The 19,401-nt window shown below is 73.1% G+C and carries 20 protein-coding genes; 7 read left to right on the top strand and 13 right to left on the bottom strand.

Annotation, left to right across the window (positions count from 1 at the left end; all coding sequences use genetic code 11):
• The first annotated feature begins 88 nt into the window (after window positions 1-88).
• Together BUE45_RS23005 and BUE45_RS23010 are read left to right on the top strand one after the other, a co-directional pair.
• Window positions 89-1,114 carry a C40 family peptidase gene (locus BUE45_RS23005; RefSeq protein WP_245833418.1) on the top strand — a complete coding sequence of 342 codons (1,026 nt, stop codon included), beginning with the start codon at window positions 89-91 and terminating at the stop codon, window positions 1,112-1,114.
• A gap of 199 nt (window positions 1,115-1,313) precedes the next feature.
• Window positions 1,314-2,438, top strand: a complete 1,125-nt coding sequence (locus BUE45_RS23010; RefSeq protein ID WP_073381584.1) for a glycosyltransferase family 4 protein — start codon at window positions 1,314-1,316, stop codon at window positions 2,436-2,438.
• 106 nt (window positions 2,439-2,544) lie between these two features.
• Here the strand turns inward: BUE45_RS23010 and BUE45_RS23015 are convergent, their stop codons facing one another.
• From BUE45_RS23015 to ctaC, 4 genes are all read right to left on the bottom strand, one after another.
• Entirely contained in the window at window positions 2,545-3,819 is a 1,275-nt protein-coding gene (locus BUE45_RS23015; RefSeq protein WP_073381585.1) for a L,D-transpeptidase, read from the bottom strand.
• A gap of 183 nt (window positions 3,820-4,002) precedes the next feature.
• The gene (locus BUE45_RS23020) at window positions 4,003-4,428 is read right to left on the bottom strand and encodes a cytochrome c oxidase subunit 4 (RefSeq protein ID WP_073381587.1); all 426 of its coding nucleotides are present in this window, start codon (window positions 4,426-4,428) and stop codon (window positions 4,003-4,005) included.
• Window positions 4,429-4,434: 6 nt separating this feature from the next.
• Window positions 4,435-6,111: an aa3-type cytochrome oxidase subunit I gene (gene ctaD / locus BUE45_RS23025; protein ID WP_073381589.1), complete on the bottom strand. Its 1,677-nt coding sequence runs from the start codon at window positions 6,109-6,111 to the stop codon at window positions 4,435-4,437.
• Complete coding sequence (gene ctaC, locus BUE45_RS23030; protein WP_449406663.1) at window positions 6,111-7,058, bottom strand: aa3-type cytochrome oxidase subunit II; 948 nt, start codon at window positions 7,056-7,058, stop codon at window positions 6,111-6,113. The genes ctaD and ctaC overlap by 1 nt, the downstream gene beginning before the upstream one ends.
• A gap of 446 nt (window positions 7,059-7,504) precedes the next feature.
• On the opposite strand from ctaC, the gene BUE45_RS23035 reads away from it, so the two are divergent.
• Window positions 7,505-7,762, top strand: a complete 258-nt coding sequence (locus tag BUE45_RS23035) for a sulfurtransferase TusA family protein (RefSeq protein WP_073381593.1) — start codon at window positions 7,505-7,507, stop codon at window positions 7,760-7,762.
• Window positions 7,763-7,912: 150 nt separating this feature from the next.
• Here the strand turns inward: BUE45_RS23035 and rpsD are convergent, their stop codons facing one another.
• The 8 genes from rpsD to BUE45_RS23075 form a co-directional block, all read right to left on the bottom strand.
• Window positions 7,913-8,524: a 30S ribosomal protein S4 gene (gene rpsD / locus BUE45_RS23040; RefSeq protein WP_073381595.1), complete on the bottom strand. Its 612-nt coding sequence runs from the start codon at window positions 8,522-8,524 to the stop codon at window positions 7,913-7,915.
• 303 nt (window positions 8,525-8,827) lie between these two features.
• Complete coding sequence (locus BUE45_RS23045; RefSeq protein ID WP_073381597.1) at window positions 8,828-9,799, bottom strand: carbohydrate kinase family protein; 972 nt, start codon at window positions 9,797-9,799, stop codon at window positions 8,828-8,830.
• Between the two features lie 231 nt (window positions 9,800-10,030).
• Entirely contained in the window at window positions 10,031-10,378 is a 348-nt protein-coding gene (erpA, locus tag BUE45_RS23050; protein ID WP_073381599.1) for an iron-sulfur cluster insertion protein ErpA, read from the bottom strand.
• Between the two features lie 253 nt (window positions 10,379-10,631).
• Window positions 10,632-11,732: a glycerate kinase family protein gene (locus BUE45_RS23055; RefSeq protein WP_073381601.1), complete on the bottom strand. Its 1,101-nt coding sequence runs from the start codon at window positions 11,730-11,732 to the stop codon at window positions 10,632-10,634.
• 90 nt (window positions 11,733-11,822) lie between these two features.
• Window positions 11,823-12,419 carry a PspA-associated protein PspAB gene (gene pspAB, locus BUE45_RS23060; RefSeq protein WP_073381602.1) on the bottom strand — a complete coding sequence of 199 codons (597 nt, stop codon included), beginning with the start codon at window positions 12,417-12,419 and terminating at the stop codon, window positions 11,823-11,825.
• Window positions 12,420-12,451: 32 nt separating this feature from the next.
• Entirely contained in the window at window positions 12,452-13,369 is a 918-nt protein-coding gene (gene htpX, locus BUE45_RS23065) for a zinc metalloprotease HtpX (RefSeq protein WP_073381604.1), read from the bottom strand.
• A 313-nt stretch (window positions 13,370-13,682) separates the two neighbouring features.
• Window positions 13,683-13,961, bottom strand: a complete 279-nt coding sequence (gene pspAA / locus BUE45_RS23070; protein ID WP_073381606.1) for a PspA-associated protein PspAA — start codon at window positions 13,959-13,961, stop codon at window positions 13,683-13,685.
• Window positions 13,958-14,725: a PspA/IM30 family protein gene (locus BUE45_RS23075; RefSeq protein ID WP_073381608.1), complete on the bottom strand. Its 768-nt coding sequence runs from the start codon at window positions 14,723-14,725 to the stop codon at window positions 13,958-13,960. Before BUE45_RS23075 ends, pspAA begins: the two co-directional genes overlap by 4 nt.
• Window positions 14,726-14,842: 117 nt before the next feature.
• On the opposite strand from BUE45_RS23075, the gene BUE45_RS23080 reads away from it, so the two are divergent.
• Together BUE45_RS23080 and BUE45_RS23085 are read left to right on the top strand one after the other, a co-directional pair.
• On the top strand, window positions 14,843-15,487 hold the full coding sequence (locus tag BUE45_RS23080) for a DUF3043 domain-containing protein (RefSeq protein WP_342746039.1): 645 nt from the start codon (window positions 14,843-14,845) through the stop codon (window positions 15,485-15,487).
• Between the two features lie 327 nt (window positions 15,488-15,814).
• Window positions 15,815-16,819: an aldo/keto reductase family protein gene (locus tag BUE45_RS23085; protein WP_073381612.1), complete on the top strand. Its 1,005-nt coding sequence runs from the start codon at window positions 15,815-15,817 to the stop codon at window positions 16,817-16,819.
• 174 nt (window positions 16,820-16,993) lie between these two features.
• On the opposite strand, the gene BUE45_RS23090 is transcribed toward BUE45_RS23085, so the two are convergent.
• Complete coding sequence (locus tag BUE45_RS23090; RefSeq protein ID WP_073381614.1) at window positions 16,994-17,200, bottom strand: hypothetical protein; 207 nt, start codon at window positions 17,198-17,200, stop codon at window positions 16,994-16,996.
• A gap of 212 nt (window positions 17,201-17,412) precedes the next feature.
• On the opposite strand from BUE45_RS23090, the gene BUE45_RS23095 reads away from it, so the two are divergent.
• Both BUE45_RS23095 and BUE45_RS23100 read left to right on the top strand, forming a co-directional pair.
• Complete coding sequence (locus BUE45_RS23095; RefSeq protein WP_073381710.1) at window positions 17,413-18,402, top strand: bifunctional adenosylcobinamide kinase/adenosylcobinamide-phosphate guanylyltransferase; 990 nt, start codon at window positions 17,413-17,415, stop codon at window positions 18,400-18,402.
• The gene (locus BUE45_RS23100; protein ID WP_073381616.1) at window positions 18,399-19,187 is read left to right on the top strand and encodes an adenosylcobinamide-GDP ribazoletransferase; all 789 of its coding nucleotides are present in this window, start codon (window positions 18,399-18,401) and stop codon (window positions 19,185-19,187) included. The genes BUE45_RS23095 and BUE45_RS23100 overlap by 4 nt, the downstream gene beginning before the upstream one ends.
• Window positions 19,188-19,401 lie beyond the last annotated feature (214 nt).

The raw sequence follows: 19,401 nt of genomic DNA on the forward strand, positions 1-19,401 counted from the left end.
TTCACCGCGCCGGCCCGGTCCCCCGCTCCACACCCCGGAAGCCCCCCGCTCCGGTCGGCGCCTCCCTTTGAGGAAGGTGTTTCCCACCGTGTCCGTATCGCGCCGTGTATCGGTCGTCTCCGCCCTGGCCTGCGGGGCGTTCCTGCTGCCCGCGGCGGTCGCGTACGCCGAGCCGACCGCCGACGAGGTCCGCGAGGAGATCGAGCGACTCGAAGAGGAGTTCGCCGAGCTCAACGCCGCCTACAACGAGGCGGAGGAGGACCACGAGGTCGCCGAGGAGAAGCTCGACGACATCCTGGAGGACCTCGAAGAGGCCCAGGAGCGGGTGGAGAACCTGAGCCGGGGCGTGCGCACCCTGGCCACCCTCGCCTACACCGGCACCGACTTCAGCTCCCCCACGCAGCTCATCGGCGCGGGCGGCCCCGAGGAGGCGATGTTCCACCAGGCCGACCTCACCTACCTCTCCGAGCAGAACGACGCCAGCCTGGAGCGGTACCTGGAGGAGCTGGAGGAGCTGGAGACCCTGGAGGCCGAGGCCTCCGAGACGGAGGAGGCCGCCGCCGAGGCCCTCAAGGAGGCCGAGGAGGCCACCGAGGCCGCCGAGGAGAAGATGGCGGAGCAGGAGGCCCTGCTCGACGAGCTGACCGAGGAGGAGCGCGCCGCGGCCACCACCAACACCGCCAACACGGGGGGCGGCGGTACCGGCGGGGGCGGCGGAGGCGGGGGCGGTGGCGGCAGCTACACCGGCCCGGCCTCGGGCAACGCCCGGACGGCCCTGGACTTCGCCTACGCCCAGATCGGCAAGCCGTACGTGTGGGGCGGGACCGGTCCCGGCGGCTACGACTGCTCCGGCCTGACCCAGGCCGCCTGGGCGCAGGCCGGCGTGAGCCTGCCGCGCACCACCTACGACCAGGTCAACGCCGGCCAGCGGGTCAGCTGGGACAACATGCAGCCCGGCGACCTGCTCTTCTTCTACGGCGCCAGCCCCAGCCACGTGGGCCTGTACGCGGGCGACGGCATCATGGTCCACGCCTCGACGTCGAGCAAGCCGATCGGCACGGTCGCCCTGAGCGACTACTACCGCGCCAACTTCGTCACGGCCGTGCGCCCGTAGGACGTGTCCGGCTGATCCTGCGCTCCGCTCGGGCGCCCCGGCGGCGGGGCGCCCGGGGCACGGGCCCGGATCCGTCCGCGCGGCCCCGCACCGGTCACGGGTGCGGGGCCGCGGCGCGTTCCGGGCCCCTCCGCCGGGCCGGCCGCCGCGCGGCCCCCGGGTCGCCCGCGGGAGGGCGCCGCGCCGCTACCCTCGTGGCGTGCCGCGAACGCTGATCATCACCAACGACTTCCCGCCCAGGGCCGGGGGCATCGAGGCCTTCGTCCACGAGGTGGCGCTGCGCCTGCCCGACGTGGTCGTGTACACCTCCTCGCCCTCCGGTGCCGACGCCGCCGCCGACCCCCACTTCGACCTGCGGCTTCCCTTCCCCGTGGTCCGCGACACGGCGAAGGTGCTGCTGCCCTCGCCCCGCGTGGTCCGGCGGGCCGCCTCCATCGCCCGCCTGGAGGGCTGCGACTCCGTGCTGTACGGGGCCGCGGCCCCGCTGGGGCTGGCCGCCGGGGCCCTGGCCGGCTCCGTGGGCCGCCAGGTGGCGCTGACCCACGGGCACGAGACGGGGTGGGCGCTGCTGCCGGGCGCGCGCGAGGCGCTGCGCCGCGTCGGCGACACCACCGACACCGTCACCTACCTGGGCGAGTACTCCCGGCGGCGGCTGGCCCGGGCCCTGTCGGCGCCCGCCACCGGGCGGATGCGGCGGGTCGCGCCGGGGGTCGACACCGACCGGTTCCGCCCCGGCGCGGGCGGCGTCGGGGTGCGCGAGCGGTACGGGCTGGGCGACCGCCCGGTGGTGGTGTGCGTCTCCCGCCTGGTCGCCCGCAAGGGGCAGGACACGCTGCTGCGCGCCTGGCCCCGGGTGCTGGCGGACGTGCCCGGCGCCGCCCTGCTCGTCGTCGGGGACGGACCGCGCGCCGCGCGGCTGCGCTCGGCGGCGGCCGGGACGGACTCGGTGGTGTTCACCGGCCCGGTCGCGGCGGCGGAGCTGCCGGCGCACTACGACGCGGGGGACGTGTTCGCGATGCCCTGCCGGACCCGGCGGGGCGGCCTGGACGTGGAGGGGCTGGGGATCGTCTACCTGGAGGCGTCGGCCACCGGGCTGCCGGTGGTGGCGGGCGACTCGGGGGGCGCTCCGGACGCGGTCCTGCCCGGGGAGACCGGGTACGTCGTCGACGGCTCCCGCCCCGGCCCGACCGCGCGGGCCCTCATCCGGCTCCTGCGGGACCCCGACCGCGCCGCCCGGATGGGCGCACGCGGCCGGGAATGGGTGGAGCGGGAGTGGACCTGGGACCGCGCCTGCGCGCGCCTCACGGGCCTGCTCACGCCCTAGCGGGCTCCGCGCCACCCGGGCCGGGGTGGTCGCCCGCCCGGGCCCCGGCGGGCACCGCGCCCCCGGCCGCAGGGCCGGGGCCCGCGGCCGGAGTCGCGGCAGGGCCTCACAGGTCGTCGCCGTGGACGCCGCCGGGCGGCGGGGAGCCCGCGGCGGTGTCCTGGGGCGCGCCCGTCTCGCTGTGCTCCAGCCACGCCTCCCACGAGCGCTGGTAGAACCCCCACCCGTTGTCCCATTCCAGGTCCCGGCCGGTGCCGGTGGTCTCCAGCACGTCGCCGGTCAGGGTGTTGTCGTGGAACCAGCGGGCGTCGGCGACGGACATGTTGGTGCAGCCGTTGGACCGGTTGGCGTGGCCGATGCTCCCGTTCCAGGGCGCGGCGTGGGCGAACTCGCCGCTGTCGGACGTGCGCACCGCCCAGTCCACGTCGAGCCGGTAGTAGCCGGCCGAGCCCTCGGGGATCCCCACGGTCGACGAGTCCATCACGAGCCTGCTGTACTTCTCCATCAGCACGTGGACGCCGGACGTCGTCGTGTTGAAGCGGCGCTCCCCCTTGCCGTTGCTCACGGGGATGGAGCGGACCCGCTCGCCGTCCACCTCCACGTCCATGCGGTGGTCGGGGACGTGCATGGTCGCGACCAGCTCGCGGCCGACCTCGAAGCCGATGCGCTCGTCGGCGGTGCCGAACACCCCGTCGGCGGCCTCCACACCGGTCAGGCGCAGGTCGACGACGACCTTCTGGTGCGGTTCCCAGTACTCCCGGGGCCGGAAGACGGCGGTGGTCTCGTCCACCCAGTTCCAGGCGCCCTCGGTGGGCTTCTCCGAGGTGACGTGCATGGAGTTCTCGACCTGTTCCCGGTGCTCCACCGGCTCCTCGAAGGTGACGACGACGGGCATGCCCACGCCGACGGTCTGCCCGTCCTGCGGCAGGACCAGGGGCGCGGCCAGTCGCGCGTCCTTGGCCACCCCGTGGGTGGCGAAGGACGAGACCACCTCGGTGTGCTCCCCGTCGGCGCCCCGCGCGGTCGCGTAGACGGCGACCCGGCCGCCGGGCGCCAGGTTCCGGTCGCTGACCCAGGCGGAGCCGTCCTCGGCGAGGGTGCCGGCGACCGGCGCCCGCCCGGGCGCCTCCTCCTCCGCCGCCGCCCACTGCTCGCGGCCGGCCTGCTCCACGGTGACGTCGGTGAGGACGCCGTCCTCGACGGCGACCCGGACCGGTGTGTTGGGCGCGACCCCGGACTCCCCCGGGGCCGGGGTGATGGAGATCCGCGGCCGGGGGGCCTCCTGCGGCTCCTCCCCGGCGGGCGTGCAGGCGGTGGCCAGCAGGGCCAGGGCGACGGCGGCGGTGACCAGGCGCCCGGAGAGCCGGACTCGTCGGTCCATGACATAACCCCCAGATGTCACTTTATGTGATCAACAGGTTACATCGGACATGAGGGAAATCCCGGCATTGGCCACTCGCGTCCCTCGGGCCGCTCCCCTCCCGGCCGGCGACCTCCCGGGCGCACGGAAAAGCCCCGGCGGCGACCCGTGGGTCGCCGCCGGGGCGGGTGCTCGGCGTTCCGGCTAGTGCTGGAACTCCTTGCGGTAGTACTCGAAGATCCAGCCGATGGAGGTGAGGATGATCGCGAACGCGCCGATGATCACCATCCACCAGCCGATGGCCACGCCCACGGCGGTGAACGCCACGGCCAGGGCCACGAACATCGGCCACCAGCTGTGCGGGCTGAAGAACCCGTACTCGCCGGCGTTCTCGGCGATCTCGCCGTCGAGCCGCTCCTCCGCGGGGAGCCCGTGGAAGCGCTCGCTGCGGCGGGCCGCCTGCCAGAGCCAGTACCCGATCATCCAGCCGAACCCGATGGAGACGACCAGCGCCGTGGTGCCGGTCCACTCGATGGCACCGGTGTCCTGCCAGGACCAGTAGATGTACAGCAGGGCCGCAAGACCGAAGAAGGTCGAGACGCCCATGAACAGATAGGCCTGCGTCTTCATGCGCCCCTACTCCTTCGTGGCACCGACGGGGACCGCGCCGGGGGCAGCGGCGTGCGGGTGGTTCAGGTCGAACGCCGGGCGCTCGGACCGGATCCGCGGCAGCGACGTGAAGTTGTGCCGCGGCGGCGGGCAGGACGTCGCCCACTCCAGCGAGCAGCCGTAGCCCCACGGGTCGTCGACCTCGACCAGGGGCGCCTTCTTCGCGGTGATGTACATGTTCCAGAAGAAGATCAGCGTCGAGGCAGCCAGGACGAACGAGGAGACCGACGAGATCTGGTTCAGCTCCGTGAAGCCGTCACCGGGCAGGTAGTCCGCGTACCGGCGGGGGAAGCCCATGGCGCCCAGCCAGTGCTGGACCAGGAACGTCCCGTGGAAGCCCAGGAACAGCAGCCAGAAGTGGACCTTGCCCAGGCGCTCGTTGAGCATCTTGCCGGTGAACTTGGGCCACCAGAAGTAGAAGCCCGCGAACATGGCGAACACCACGGTGCCGAACACCACGTAGTGGAAGTGCGCCACCACGAAGTAGGAGTCGGTGACGTGGAAGTCGATCGGCGGGGAGGCCAGCAGCACGCCGGTGAGGCCGCCGAAGAGGAAGGTCACCAGGAAGCCGATGGTGAACAGCATGGGCGTCTCGAAGGTGAGCTGCCCGCGCCACATCGTGCCGATCCAGTTGAAGAACTTCACCCCGGTCGGGACCGCGATGAGGAACGTCATGAAGGAGAAGAACGGCAGCAGCACGGCGCCCGTGGGGAACATGTGGTGCGCCCACACGGTCACGGACAGGCCGGCGATGGCGATCGTGGCGGCCACGAGGCTCTTGTAGCCGAAGATCGGCTTGCGGCTGAACACCGGCAGGATCTCCGTCGCGATGCCGAAGAACGGCAGCGCGATGATGTACACCTCGGGGTGGCCGAAGAACCAGAACAGGTGCTGCCACAGGATCGCGCCGCCGTGCTCGGCGTTGTAGACCTGCGTCCCGACCATGCGGTCGGCGCCCAGGGCGATCAGGGCCGCGGTGAGAACCGGGAACGCGATGAGCACCAGGACGCTGGTGAGCAGGGTGTTCCAGGTGAAGATCGGCATGCGGAACATCGTCATGCCGGGCGCGCGCATGCACAGCCCGGTGGTGATGAAGTTGACCGCGCCGAGGATGGTGCCCAGACCGGAGACGGCCAGGCCCAGGATCCACAGGTCGCCGCCCAGGCCCGGTGACCGGACCGCGTCGGACAGCGGGGTGTAGGCGAACCAGCCGAAGCTGGCGGCGCCGCCCGGGGTGATGAACCCGCTGACGGCGATGAGGCTGCCGAACAGGAACAGGTAGTACCCGAACAGGTTCATCCGGGGGAACGCCACGTCGGGGGCGCCGATCTGCAGCGGCATGATGATGTTCGAGAACCCGACGAACAGCGGGGTCGCGAACATCAGCAGCATGATCGTGCCGTGCATGGTGAACATCTGGTTGAACTGCTCGTTGGACATGACCTGCATGCCCGGGAAGAACAGCTCGGCGCGCATGAGCAGCGCCAGGACGCCACCGAACAGGAAGAACGCGAACGAGGTGATCAGGTACATGTACCCGATGACCTTGTGGTCGGTCGACGTCAGCCAGTTGACGATGATCGAGCCCTTGCGGCCCGGGGTCCCCTGGGACACGGTGTGCGTCGGGGTCGTGGTCGTGCTCATTACTCGTTGTTCTCCTCGGCCTCGTCGGCGCCGGAGCCGGTGCCCTCGGCGTCGGAGCCCTCGGCCCCGCTCTCCTCGGAGGTGTCCGGGGTGTCGGGGGTCTGGGCGGCCTCGGCCTGCTCGGCGGCCACGGCCTGCTCCTTCTCCGCGGCCCAGGCCTCGTACTCGTCCTCGGGCAGGACCTCGACGTTGAAGAGCATGCGGGTGTGGTCCACACCGCACAGCTCGGCGCAGCGGCCGATGTACTCGCCGGCGGTGCCGTCGTTGAGGTTCACCTGGAACGCGTTGGCGCGGCCCGGGACCACGTCCATCTTGAAGCCGAACGCCGGGATCCAGAACGAGTGGATGACGTCCGGGGAGTGCAGGTCGAAGTGGACGACCGCGTTCTCCGGCAGCACCAGCGTGGACTGGGTGGAGGGGTCGGCGGTGCCGTCGGGGTTGGGCACGCCCACCTCGGAGTACAGCACCTCCCCGCCCTCGTCCTTGGGGGCGTCCAGGTAGTTGAACTGCCAGGCCCACTGGAAGGCGACGACCTCGACGTGGACGTCGGCCTCCTGCTCGGTGTCCATCAGGTAGTTCTGGTCGCGTGCGGTGAAGTAGAACAGCACCGCGATGACGACGATCGGAAGCACGGTGTAGAGCGCCTCGATGGGCATGTTGTAGCGCACCTGGGGCGGCAGCTGCTCAGAGCGCTTGCGGTGGAAGATGATCGACCAGATCATCAATCCCCACACGAGAATGCCGACCGCGAAAGCCGCCACCCAGGAGCCCTGCCAGAGCGAGAGAACACGCTCGGCCTGCTCGGTGATCGGCTCCGGCATGCCCAAACGAGTGAGCTCGTTCGACGCGCAGCCGGTCGCGGCCAGCCCCAGCACGGCGAGCGCGGCGCCGCGTGGTGCCCATCGGCGCGCGTTGGAGCGCCGATTTTCTTGGCGGGTCGGACTCACGGATTGCCTTCCCAGCGGTGTAGCCCGTGGACTTCCACGGGCGGCCTAAGTATCCAAAGCTTGTCAGGGGGAAACATTATCGCGAACCGCCCAGGGTCCCGTTCATGGGCTTGCCTGGTCAGCGTGTTGCCGAAGGCCCGTGATTCGGGACGCTCGGTGGTCCGTGGAGCCGGACCCGTCGGTCCGCGGGGGGTGACCCTCCCGGCGGTCGGCGAGGCGCGGCCCGGCGTTCCCCCGGGCCCTTCCCCGTGGGGCCGCCGGGGCACCCGTTGCGGGTGTCGGGCGGCGCCCGCGTCCACAGCGGGTGCGTCCGAGGTCCGGCACCCCCACAGGGAGAGAACAAGGTGAGAGTATCGCTGGGTTTACGACACCCTTAACCGGGTTCGCCTTACCGGGCGGGAGCGGTCAAGATTGGGATACGGAACGAGAGCGCACAGGGGGTCCGCGTGTCCGAGGGACGGTGGCCGGCGGCGGGGCCGCCGTCGGTGGTCGTGGAGGCGGTGGGCCGCAAGTGCCCGATCCCGATCATCTGGGTGGCCCAGCGCCTGCACGAGGTGCCCATCGGCGGGGTCATCGCGGTCACCGCGGACGACCCCGCGGCCAAGGCGGACATCCCCGCCTGGTGCCGGATGAAGATGCACGAATTCGTCGCGGAGGTGCCCCTGGCCCGGGGTAGCGCGTTTCACATCCGGCGCATGTACTGAGCGCTCCCCCGTTCCGGCCGCCTGACCGTAACGATTCGGGCACACCGTTATCCGGGGGCCGCGGGGCGTACGCGAAAGGCCGCACGGACCCGGGGGTCCGTGCGGCCTGTGCTCGCACGCGGGGCGCCGCGGGGGCGCCGCGCGGGGGTGCTAGCGGGCGTAGAACTCGACGACGAGCTGCTCGTCGAAGGGCACCGGGATCTGCTCGCGCTTGGGGCGGTCGACGACCGCGATGCGCAGGTCCTTGTGGCTGACCGCCAGGAACCCGGCGATCTTGTCGTCGGCGTGGACGCCCTCGGCGGCCTCGACGAACGGCACCATGGAGCGGGACTTCTCCCGGACCGCGATGATCTGACCCGGCTTGACCTGGTACGACGGGATGTCGACCTTCTTGCCGTCCACGGTGATGTGGCCGTGGTTGATGAACTGGCGGGCGGCGTAGATCGACGCGGCCAGACCGGCGCGCAGCACGACCGTGGCCAGGCGCAGCTCCAGCTCGGCGAGCATCTCCTCGCCGGTGCGGCCGGAACGCTTCTTGGCGTTCTCGTAGATCCTGACCAGCTGCTTCTCGGTCAGGTCGTAGTACCAGCGCACCTTCTGCTTCTCGGCCTGGCGGACGGCGAAGTCGCTGCTGTTGCGGCGAACGCGACGGCCGTGCTCACCGGGCGGGTAGGGGCGCTTCTCGAAGTAGCTGACCGCCTTACGGGTCAGCGGCATTCCGGCGCGCCGCGACAACCGCACCTTGGGTCCGGTGTAGCGCATGCAATGTCCTTTCAATGGAATGCGGGGAATCCCAGGTAAGGCTGGCCTAGAACTGGGAGGCGTACGGGCACGCCCGGGCCCCGTGCGCGCCCTGCGGACGCGGTGGGAGGCGGGTTCCCCACCGTCGCGGCGACCCCGCGCGAACGGTTCGGGCTTCATACGCACCGGCACGCGTTTCAGCGCACCGGCGGGCACGGCGGACCCGCCGAGTCGAAGCGGCGGGGTCCGTGCGGGTCGCGCCCCGGGCATGGGAGTGCACGGGACGCGGGGTCACGACTGTCTACTCTACGGGGTCCGCGGACCCTAGACGAACGGGCGGACCTCGGCGGCCACCCCGGCGCCGTAGGAGCGCTCCAGGCGCTCCAGCAGCGAGGCCCCCGTGAGCGTGTACTCCTGCGGGCCGTCGACCTCCAGGCAGTGCACGGCCGTGGCGTTGCCCACCTGGGCGGCGCGCTCCAGGGACAGGCCCCAGGAGTGGGCGGCCAGGAACCCGGCGCGGAAGGAGTCGCCCATGCCGGTGGGGTCGACCAGGTCGCCGACGGCGGCGGCGGGCACGTGGATGCCCGGCTCCCCCGCCCGGTCGATCCGGGCGCCCTTGGCGCCCAGGGTGGTGATCCGGGTGCCGACCCGGGACAGCACCTCCTCGTCGGACCAGCCGGTCTTCTGCTCGGCGAGCGCCTTCTCGTACTCGTTGGTGAACAGGAACGCGGCGCCCTCGATGAGGGTGCGCACCTGCGGGCCCTCCATGCGGGCGAGCTGCTGGGAGGGGTCGGCGGCGAAGGGGATGCCCCGGGTGCGGCACTCCTCGCTGTGGCGGACCATCGCTGCCGGGTCGTCGGCCCCGATCAGGACGAGGTCCAGCCCGCCCAAGCGGTCGGCGATCGGCTGGAGCTCGATGTTGCGCGCCTCGGCCATGGCGCCCGCGTAGAACGACGCGATCTGGTTCTGGTCGCGGTCGGTCGTGCAGATGAACCGGGCGGTGTGCCGCAGCTCGGAGATGTAGACGTGGGAGGTGTCGACGCCGTGGCGGTCGAGCCAGGCGCGGTAGTCCTCGAAGTCGGCGCCGGCGGCGCCGACCAGGACGGGGGACAGCCCGAAGCCGCCCAGGCCGAAGCAGATGTTGGCGGCGACGCCGCCGCGCCGGACGTCCAGCTCGTCGATGAGGAAGGAGAGGGACAACTGCTGGATCTGCTCGGGGATGATCTGCTCCGCGAACCGCCCCTCGAAGGACATCAGGTGATCGGTGGCGATGGATCCGGCAACCGCGATACGCACGGGAGGAGGGCTCCTTGGTCGGGACGCGCCGGCCGGGGGCCGGACACTGCTCCGGGCACGTGCTTCAGGGTGTGCCCGTTCGGACTGACCCAGGGTACAGACATGCCGCCCGGCGTCCGTTCGCGTCCCCGCGGCCGCCTCCCTCCCGGACGCGGCGGGGGGAGGGCGGACCGTGTCCGCCCTCCCCCGGTGGCCGTCGGCGTTCCCCGGGGCGCCCCGGGGCCGCGCGTCCTAGTTGAAGGAGTCGCCGCAGGCGCAGGAGCCCGTGGCGTTGGGGTTGTCGATGGTGAAGCCCTGCTTCTCGATGGTGTCCACGTAGTCGATCGTGGCACCGATGAGGTAGGGGGAGCTCATCCGGTCGGTGACGACCTCGACACCGCTGAAGTCGGTGACGATGTCGCCGTCGAGCTCGCGCTCGTCGAAGTAGAGCTGGTAGCGGAGCCCGGAGCAGCCGCCGGGCTGGACCGCGACGCGCAGGCGCAGGTCGTCCCGGCCCTCCTGTTCGAGGAGCGCCCGGACCTTGCCGGACGCGCCGTCCGTCAGGACGATCCCCTCGGTGGTCTCGCTCTGAACCGTCATCGTGTAAAGCTCCTCGTGGAAAGGGGTTGCGGCCCGCTTGCGCCCGCGGCCCCGGTCTGGCGCCCGCCCCAGGGACGGATGTGCTCTTCAACGGGTGCCAACACCCGGATCCGGCACCGCATTCCGACGCGCCGCCGCCGTGTCCGTCCGGCTCTCGCGGGTCCGGGCCGCCGGGGCCGGTACGGGTCGGTCCGCGCCTGTCCCCCCAGGGTACCCACCCGGCACCGCCGTGACACGGGGCGGCGGAGAGGGGTCAGCGGCTCCAGCGGCGGGCGACCCCCGCGGCGAGGTCGCGCAGTCCCTCGGCGGGGCGCTCCATCGCCGCGGCCACCGAGCCGGCGGACTCCGCCAGGGAGTAGGTCTCGGTGATGCCCGCGGCGGCGGCCTCGGCCCGGCCCACCGCGACGCGCCCGGCGGTGACCACGCAGGGGACCGCGTGCTCCCCCGCCATGCGGGCCACGCCGTGGGGCAGTTTGCCGCGCAGGGACTGGGAGTCGAAGGACCCCTCCCCCGTGATGACGAGGTCGGCGCCGGCCAGCCGACCGGCCAGGCCGACGGCGTCCAGGACCAGGCCGACGCCGGACTCGACGGCGCCGCCGAGCAGCAGCAGGGCGAACCCCAGGCCCCCGGCCGCCCCGGAGCCGGGGGCCGTCCGGACCCGGGCCCCGGGGTCGACCCGGTCGGCGAAGGCGGTCAGGGCCAGGTCCAGGCGCTGCACCCCGGCGGCGTCGGCGCCCTTCTGGGGCCCGAAGACCGCGCTGGCCCCGTGCAGGCCCAGCAGGGGGTTGTCGACGTCGGTGGCGGCGACCAGGCGCACCCCGGCGACGGCCTCCCGGGCCGGGGCGAGGTCGACCGCCCCTGTGCCGGCGAGCGCGCCGCCGCCGCGGGAGAGCCCGTCCGCGGGGGTGGCGCCCAGGGCGGCGAGCAGTCCGGCGCCGGCGTCGTTGGTAGAGCTGCCGCCCAGGCCGACGACGACCGTGCGGGCGCCGTCGGCGGCGGCGCGGGCGATCAGCTCCCCCACCCCGGAGCTGGTGGTCCGGGCGGGGTCGCGCCGGTCGGCGGGGACCAGGTGCAGCCCGCAGGCCTGGGCGCTCTCCACGTAGGCGGTGCGCCCGGCGAGGAGGTAGCGGGCGGTGACGGGGCCGCCCAGCGGCCCGGTGACGGCGGCCTCCCGCAGGGTCCCGCCCAGGGCGGTGTGCAGGACCTCCACGAATCCGGGGCCGCCGTCGGAGAGGGGGAGCAGGTCCAGGCGTGCGGAGGGGGCGACGGACCGCCAGCCGTCGGCGACGGCGCGGGCGGCCTCCAGGGCGCTGAGGGTTCCGGCGAACTTGTCCGGGGCGATCACGATGTGCACGGGTCCAGTGTGCTGGGTCATGCCGTCCGGCGCCAGGCCCGGAGGCCGAAAAAATTCATATGGCGGATTTTATTTTCCGCAATATGAAAACTACAGGCCCGGTGCGCCGTACACCGGGAACCAGCGCGACCGGTCCGCCTCCATCGGCAGGTCCCCGCCGATCGCCGCCTGGGCCTGGAGTTCCAGGGCGTTGTCGCGGCGCTGGCCCGGCAGCGGCGCGAACGGGTAGAAGGTGCCGCGCTTGTAGAGGTAGACCAGGCCCAGCGAGCGCTCCCCGTCGGTGAAGCCCACCAGCGAGCAGAGCAGCGAGGGCCCGTACCCGTTCTCCTCCAGGGTGGAGTTGACGGCGTGCAGCGAGGTGACCAGGCCCGTGATGTCGGGGTCGGTGACCTCCCCCTGTCCGCTCGGCGGGTCGTCGGAGCGCACCACCAGCCACGTGTAGCCGTACTCGTCGGTGACCTGGCCGACCGGCGGCCCGTCACCGGCCTCCAGCAGCGCGGTGATGTCCTTCTCCAGTCCGGCGAAGGCGGCCCCCTCCGTCGACCGGAAGGAGACCGACCCCGTCCCGGTGGGGCGGAACCCGGCCGCCGCGCGCAGGGTGACCGCGGCCGACGGGAGCCCGAACAGGGCGTCCAGGTCGGGACGGACGGGCTTGGAGCGGCCCAGCAGGGCCCGCCAGAAACTCACACTGCCTCCTTGCGGGGAAGGGTCACCGGTGCTCAGGCCCCGCGGCCCAGCTGCCGGGAGATGTCGGAGAGCTGCGCCAGGCGCCGCTCCACCGGCGGGTGGGTGGCGATCAGGCTGTTGAGGCTGAACCCCTTGGTGAACGCCGGGGCGAAGAAGAAGGCGTTGAACGGCTCGACCTGGCGCAGGTCCCGGCTGGGGATGCGGGACATGTCCCCGGTGATCTTGGTCAGGGCGCTGCCCAGCGCCGAGGGGCGGCCGGTGAGGTAGGCGGCGGCGCGGTCGGCGGCCAGCTCCCGGTAGCGCGACAGCGCCCGGGTGAGCAGGAAGCTCAGCGCCCACGCGAGGGCGCTGACCAGGACCACCAGCAGGGCGACCACGGCCGGGGCCGGGCCGTTGTTGTTGCCCCGGCTCGCCCCGGAGAACGCGGCGAAGCGCAGCCCGGCCTGGGTGAGGAACCCGGCGACGATGCCCAGGAACCCGGCGACGGTCATCACCGTGACGTCGCGGTGGGCGATGTGGGACAGCTCGTGGGCGAGCACCGCCTCCAGCTCCTGGCCGTCCAGGCGGCGCATCAGCCCGGTGGTGACGCAGACCACCGCGGCCTTCTGGCTGTGCCCGGTCGCGAAGGCGTTGGGCACGTCGGTGTCGGCGACGCCGACCCGCGGCTTGGGCATGTCGGCCATGGCGCACAGCCGGTCGATGAGGGCGTGCAGCTCGGGCGCCTGCTGGGGGGAGACCTCCTTGGCGCCCATGGCGAACATGGCGATCCGGTCGGAGGAGAAGTAGCTGAACAGCGCGAACGCCAGGACGATGACCAGCACCAGCCAGATGTTCAGTCCGGCGGCGACCAGCCCCACGACGAAGGCCACGTACACCAGTACCAGCAGGAACATGGTGAGGGCCATGCGGCCGGTGAGGCCTCGGTCAGGAGTGAACTTGGAACCCGCCATGCGTCGCGCCCTTCCCGGTGGTTCGGACATATCGGAGTCTAGTTCGCGAGGGTGAGAAGAGGGTGAAAACCCCACGTGAACACGCCGGGGCCGCCGCGACCGGGAGGTCGCGGCGGCCCCGGAGAACATCACGCGCAGGCACCGGGCCGGTCCCGCCGAGGACGGTGGTGGCGGGTCCGGTCGAGCGGCCCCCTCGGGGACCGCGCTCTGAACGCTCTCCCGCTCCGCGGGGTCCGCGGTGCGCCGGGGGACCCCTCCCCCTGGGCGCCCCGCGCGGGATCCGCGGCGGAGCGGAGGTTCAGCAGAACACGCCCTAGCCCGGGATCAGGCCGTCGTCCTGGAGCATCTGCCGGACCTCGTCCATGCTGGCGTCGGCGTGCGGCAGGATGAACTGCGAGGGCTCCAGGGCGTCGGGCTCCAGCGGAGTACCGTGCTCGCGGACCTTGCCGAGCAGGTCGTGCAGGGCCTTGCGGAAGGCGGCCTCGTCGCCCTTCTCGATCGCCGACTCCAGCTCGGAGTCGAACGAGTTGAGCAGGTCGAGGTCGGCGTCGGTGAGGTCCACCTGGCCCTCCCCCATGATGCGGACGATCACGAGCCCTCCCCACGGCCGGAGGCGCCGCCGCCCTCGATCTGCGGGGTGGAGGACGAGGAGCCGCCGCCCAGTTCGAGCTTCATGCGCTCCAGCTCGGCCTCGACACCGCTGGTGCTGGCCATGCGGTCCAGCTCGGCCTGGATGTCGTCGCGCGGACCCGACCCGGTCACGTCGTCGAGCGCGCCGGAGGCGAGCAGCTCGTCGACGGCGCCGGCGCGGGCCTGCATCTGCGCGGTCTTGTCCTCGGCCCGCTGGATCGCCATGCCGACATCGCCCATCTCCTCGGAGATGCCGGTGAAGGCCTCGCTGATCTGCGTCTGGGCCTGGGCCGCGGTGTAGGTCGCCTTGATCGTCTCCTTGCGGGTACGGAAGGCGTCCACCTTGGCCTGGAGGCGCTGCGCGGCCAGGGTGAGCTTCTGCTCCTCGCCCTGGAGGTTGGCGTGCTGCTCGCGCAGGGAGTCGATCTGCTGGGTGAGACCGGAGCGGCGGGTGAGGGCCTCGCGGGCGAGGTCCTCGCGTCCCTGGGTGAGGGCCGCCTTGCCCTGGGTCTCCAGCTTCCCCGACTGCTGTTCGAGCTGCTGGATCTGGAGCTCGACCCGCTTGCGGGAGGTCGCGACGTCGGCCACGCCGCGCCGGACCTTCTGCAGGAGTTCGAGCTGCTTCTGGTACGAGTAGTCGAGTGTCTCCCTGGGGTCCTCGACCGAGTCCAAGGCCTTGTTGGCCTTGGACTTGAAGATCATGGAAAGTCGCTGAAACACGCTCATCGGCGTGGCCGTCCCCTTCTCGGTGCGTACATCGGCTGTTCCCAGCGGGCGCTTTGCCCAACCCTACGCGGTCTGACCCGCGGTCGCCATAAAGCTGTGACCGGCTACCCTGAGGGTGTGTTCCGACGTCGCTCCGCTTCCGCAGACACGGATTCGAAGACCACCGAATCCGCCAGCCCTGAGGCCTCTGAGGCCACCCAACCTAAGGGATATACCCCTAAGAAGGGTGTCCCCACCCCAAAGCGCAAGGAATCCGAGTCGTCCCCGCGCAAGCTGGTGAAGGCTCCGGAGACCCGCAAGGAGGCCTACCAGATCCACCGCGCCCGCCTCGAACGTCAACGAGGCGTCAGCAAGGTGAGTTCCGGAGGACTCAAAGGCGTTCCCGCCGACGAGGCCCGCTACTACCGCCCGGCCGACCTCGGCCCGGCCCGCCGCTACGCCCGTGACCTGGTGGACTCCCGCCGCACGCTCAGCGAGTTCTTCCTCCCGCTGTCGATCGTCATCATCCTCCTGATCATGGTGCCCAGCCCGCTGTTCCAGGTCGGCGTGGCGTACGTGGCGTGGCCGCTGATGATGGTGTCGCTCGTGATCGAGGGCATCCTCACCTCGCGCCGCGTCAAGCGCGAGGCAGCCGAGCACTACCCCGAGGACGACATGCTGCGCGGCATCGGCTGGTACGCCGTCATGCGCCAGATCCAGTTCCGCCGGCTGCGGCTGCCCAAGCCCAAGCTCAAGGTCGGCGAGGCCCCGGTCCCGCACTAGTCCCCCCTTTCCCCGGCCCGCTCCGATCCGCCCGGGTCGAGGCCACCCGCGCAAGGCCCGCGACCGCGGCCCCGTGCGGGCGCCCCGGCACGGGGCGGCGGCCGGTCGGTCCCGCGAGCGGCGGGCAGGGGAGACCGCCCCCCACGGACACCCGGGCCCGGTGCGCACGCGCACCGGGCCCCGACCTCTTTCCGGGCCCCTTCTCCGGGCGGTCCCGGGGACGTCCCCGGTCTTTCCCCGAATCGCGTGGCGGGGGCCCGGGCGGGCCGTCCCGGACACGCGGGACCGCCCTCGCGCGGGCAGGGGCGCCCCACTAAGGTTCCGGGCATGGAATTCCGCCATCTCGGCAAGAGCGGTCTCGTCGTCAGTGAGATCGCCTACGGCAACTGGATCACCCACGGCTCCCAGGTCGAGGAGGACGCGGCCCTGGCCTGCGTCCGCGCCGCACTGGACGCCGGCATCACCACGTTCGACACCGCCGACGGCTACGCCCAGGGCAGGGCCGAGGAGGTCCTCGGCCGCGCGCTCAAGGGCGAGCGCCGCGACGGCCTGGAGATCTTCTCCAAGCTCTACTGGCCGGTGGGCCCGGGCAAGAACGACCGCGGCCTGTCGCGCAAGCACATCATCCGCGGCGTGGAGGACACCCTGCGCCGCCTGGGCACCGACTACCTGGACCTGTACCAGGCCCACCGGTTCGACCACGGGGCTCCCCTGGAGGAGACCCTGCGGGCCTTCGAGGACCTGGTCCGCCAGGGCAAGGTCCTGTACGTGGGCGTGTCGGAGTGGAACGCCGACCAGATCGGGCGGGCGCTGAAGATCGCCGAAGAGTCCGGGTTCGACCGCATCGTCTCCAACCAGCCGCAGTACAACATGCTGTGGCGGGTCATCGAGTCCGAGGTCGTCCCCGTGTCCCGCCGCGAGGGCCTCGGACAGGTCGTGTGGTCGCCCATCGCGGGCGGCATCCTCACCGGCAAGTACAAGCCGGGCGAGCCGCTGCCCGAGAACACCAGGGCCACCGACGCCCACAACAAGCGGTTCATCGCCGACCGGGTCGGCGACCGGGAGCTGCTGGAGCGGGTGCAGAAGCTGGCCCCGCTGGCCGCCGAGGCCGGGCTGACCCTGCCGCAGCTGGCCGTGGCCTGGGTGCTGCAGAACGACAACGTGTCCACCGCGATCATCGGCGCCACCCGGCCCGAGCAGGTGCGGGACAACGTCCAGGCGGCCGGGGTGAGGCTGGACGCGGGGCTGCTGGCCCGGATCGACGAGGTCCTGGGCGACAGCGTCGACCGCGACCCGTCGCTCACCCGCAGCCCGGAGGACATCCGCGCCTAGGCGCGGCGCTCCCTGGGCCCCGCTCTCCGGCGGTGCCGGCGCGCCCGGGGGCCGAAGCCGCCTCCGGGCGGCCCCGCCGGACCATGCGTGGAGGCGCCTCCGCCGTGCGGGGCGGGCGCGGTGCCGGAGCGCTCACCGGGGTCCGGCCCCCGTCGGGGGGCCGGGCCCCGTCGCCTACTCCGCGGGCTCCAGGGACATCGTGTAGACCTCCTTGCCGTCCTCCAGCAGGACGACCCGGTCCACCCCGCCCTCGGTGAGCTCGGCCCAGTTCTCGCCCAGCCAGCTCTCCGCGTCGCCGCGCGAGGTGAACGACTCCGCGGGCAGGTCCCCCGCCAGCGGGTCCGCCCCGTCGGCCTCGTGGTAGCGCCAGGTCCACGCCATCGTCGACCGCCCCTTCCGTCCCGATAGGTCGCGGCCTACGGGTCACCGCGATCGTGTGCCGAGCTTAACCAAGGCTCGGCGGGGCATGCGGTTTACTACTTCAGGTGCGAATCCGATTCACGGGGACCGCGGGCCACGCGGGCTGGCCCGCCCCGCAGTGCACCTGCGCCTCCTGCAACCAGGCCCAGGCCGACCGCCGCCTGCCCCTGCGGGTGACGGTCGACGACCGGTTCCGGCTCCGCGAGAGCGGGGCGGCGGGACCGGTGCCCCAGGGCTACACGGTGACGCCCACGCCCGACGGCGTCCGGGTGGAGGGCCCGGACGGCGGACGGCTGCTCTACGCCCGCTCCGGCCCCGCGGCGCCGCCCGACGCGCACGCGGTGGAGGCGGCCGTTCCCGACTCCGGGTTCGCCTCGGCCCCGCCCCAGCAGGTGGACATGGTCATCGTCGACGCCGCCCGGCGGCCGGAGACCATCGGCGAGCTGCGGCGCAGCGGGGTGATCGGCGTGACCACGGCCGTCGTCGCGGTCGGCGGCGACCACAGCGTCCGCTCCCCGCGGGAGTTCGCCCGCCGGGCCCGGCTGTGGGGCGCCTTCGCCCCCGGCGACGGCCACGCCATGTCGTGTCCGCCCTCGGTCTGGCCCCCGTCGCGACCGCGCGGACCGCACCGGGTCCTCGTCACCGGCGGGGCGCGCTCGGGCAAGTCCGCCGAGGCCGAACTGCGGCTGCTCGCCGAGCCGAGGGTGTCCTACGTGGCGACCGGCGAGCCCGCCGACGCCGACCGCGACCCGGAGTGGGCGCGGCGGGTCGCCCTGCACACCGCCCGCCGTCCCCGGTGGTGGGAGACCGAGGAGACCCGCGACCTGTCGTCGCTGCTCCGGCGGGCCGGGGGCGCGGTCCTCATCGACTGCCTGGGCACCTGGCTGACGGCGGCCATGGACCGGCACGGCCTGTGGGACGAGGAGCCCGCGCCCGGCGCCGAGAAGCGGGTCGAGGCCGAGGTGCGCGACCTGCTGGAGGCCTGGCGGACCACCCGGGCGTACGTGGTGGCGGTGACCAACGAGGTGGGCTCGGGCGTGGTGCCCGCGACCCGCTCGGGCCGGCTGTTCCGCGACCACCTGGGACGGCTGAACCAGTGGGCGGCCGCCGAGTCCGAGGAGGTCGTCCTGGTGACGGCCGGGCGCGTGCTGGAGCTCCCGTGAGCGGTGCCGCCGGCGCGGGCGCGCGCCTGGCCGTGGGCGTGTTCACCGTGGTCCCGGTGCGGGTGGAGCGGGCGGACCGGGCGGCGGCCCGGTGGGCGATGCTCTGGGCCCCTGCGCTGGGGGCGCTGGCGGGCGCGCTGACCGGGGCGGTGGCCGCCGCCGGGACGGCCGCGGGGCTGCCCGCGGCGCTGGCCGCGCTGCTGGGGGTCGGCGCCGCGGCGCTGTTCACCCGGGGCCTGCACCTGGACGGGCTGGCGGACCTGGCCGACGGGCTGGGCAGCGCCCGCCCCGCGGCGGGGGCGCTGGAGGTGATGCGCCGCTCCGACATCGGGCCCTTCGGCGTGATCACGCTGGTCTTCGTGCTGGGGGCCCAGGTGCTGGCGCTGGCCCGGCTGGCGGAGGCGTCGCCCTGGGCCGCCCTGGCCGGGGCGGTCGCGGCGGGCGCGGCGGGGCGGACGGCGATCACCTGGGCGTGCACCCCGGGGGTGCCCGCGGCCCGGCCGGAGGGGCTGGGCGCGATGGTGGCCGGGACGGTGCCGGCGGCGGGTGCCGCGGCGGCGACCGCGGCGGTGCTGGCCGGCTGCTCGCTGGGCCTGCTCGTCTCCCCCGGGTTCGCCGCGGCCTGCGCGGCCGCCCTGGCCGCGGGCCTGGCGGGGGCGGCCCTGCTCCGCCGCCGGGCGGTGCGCCGCCTGGGCGGTGTGACCGGCGACGTCATGGGGGCGCTGGCCGAGACCGGCGCGACGGTGGCGCTGGTGGTACTGGCCGGCTCGGTCGCGTGGCTGTGAACCCGGGCCCGGGGTCCATCAGGCCTTTTCCGGCGCGCGGCGGGGCCGCGGCGCGCCCGGTGTAGCCATCATCACATTTTTTCACACCATGTTCCATCGGCGATCCCGACGAACGGCGCACCGCGCGCCCGGCGCCCCCCTGCGACGGTCGCCACCGGCGGCCAGGGCGCCGTCCCCGGCCGGTCGGCAGGGGGGCCGACCCCCGACCGCCCCC

The sequence above is a fragment of the Nocardiopsis flavescens genome, from assembly GCF_900141985.1.
Lineage (GTDB): Bacteria > Actinomycetota > Actinomycetes > Streptosporangiales > Streptosporangiaceae > Nocardiopsis > Nocardiopsis flavescens.

What these genes read in the sequence shown, in the direction of transcription:
- BUE45_RS23075 (WP_073381608.1), bottom strand. Translation starts at nt 14,725, where the DNA reads ATGAGCGTGTTTCAGCGACTTTCCATGATCTTCAAGTCCAAGGCCAAC.
- ctaD (WP_073381589.1), bottom strand. Translation starts at nt 6,111, where the DNA reads ATGAGCACGACCACGACCCCGACGCACACCGTGTCCCAGGGGACCCCG.
- BUE45_RS23090 (WP_073381614.1), bottom strand. Translation starts at nt 17,200, where the DNA reads ATGGCGTGGACCTGGCGCTACCACGAGGCCGACGGGGCGGACCCGCTG.
- htpX (WP_073381604.1), bottom strand. Translation starts at nt 13,369, where the DNA reads ATGGCGGGTTCCAAGTTCACTCCTGACCGAGGCCTCACCGGCCGCATG.
- rpsD (WP_073381595.1), bottom strand. Translation starts at nt 8,524, where the DNA reads ATGCGCTACACCGGACCCAAGGTGCGGTTGTCGCGGCGCGCCGGAATG.
- BUE45_RS23085 (WP_073381612.1), top strand. Translation starts at nt 15,815, where the DNA reads ATGGAATTCCGCCATCTCGGCAAGAGCGGTCTCGTCGTCAGTGAGATC.
- BUE45_RS23015 (WP_073381585.1), bottom strand. Translation starts at nt 3,819, where the DNA reads ATGGACCGACGAGTCCGGCTCTCCGGGCGCCTGGTCACCGCCGCCGTC.
- BUE45_RS23020 (WP_073381587.1), bottom strand. Translation starts at nt 4,428, where the DNA reads ATGAAGACGCAGGCCTATCTGTTCATGGGCGTCTCGACCTTCTTCGGT.
- erpA (WP_073381599.1), bottom strand. Translation starts at nt 10,378, where the DNA reads ATGACGGTTCAGAGCGAGACCACCGAGGGGATCGTCCTGACGGACGGC.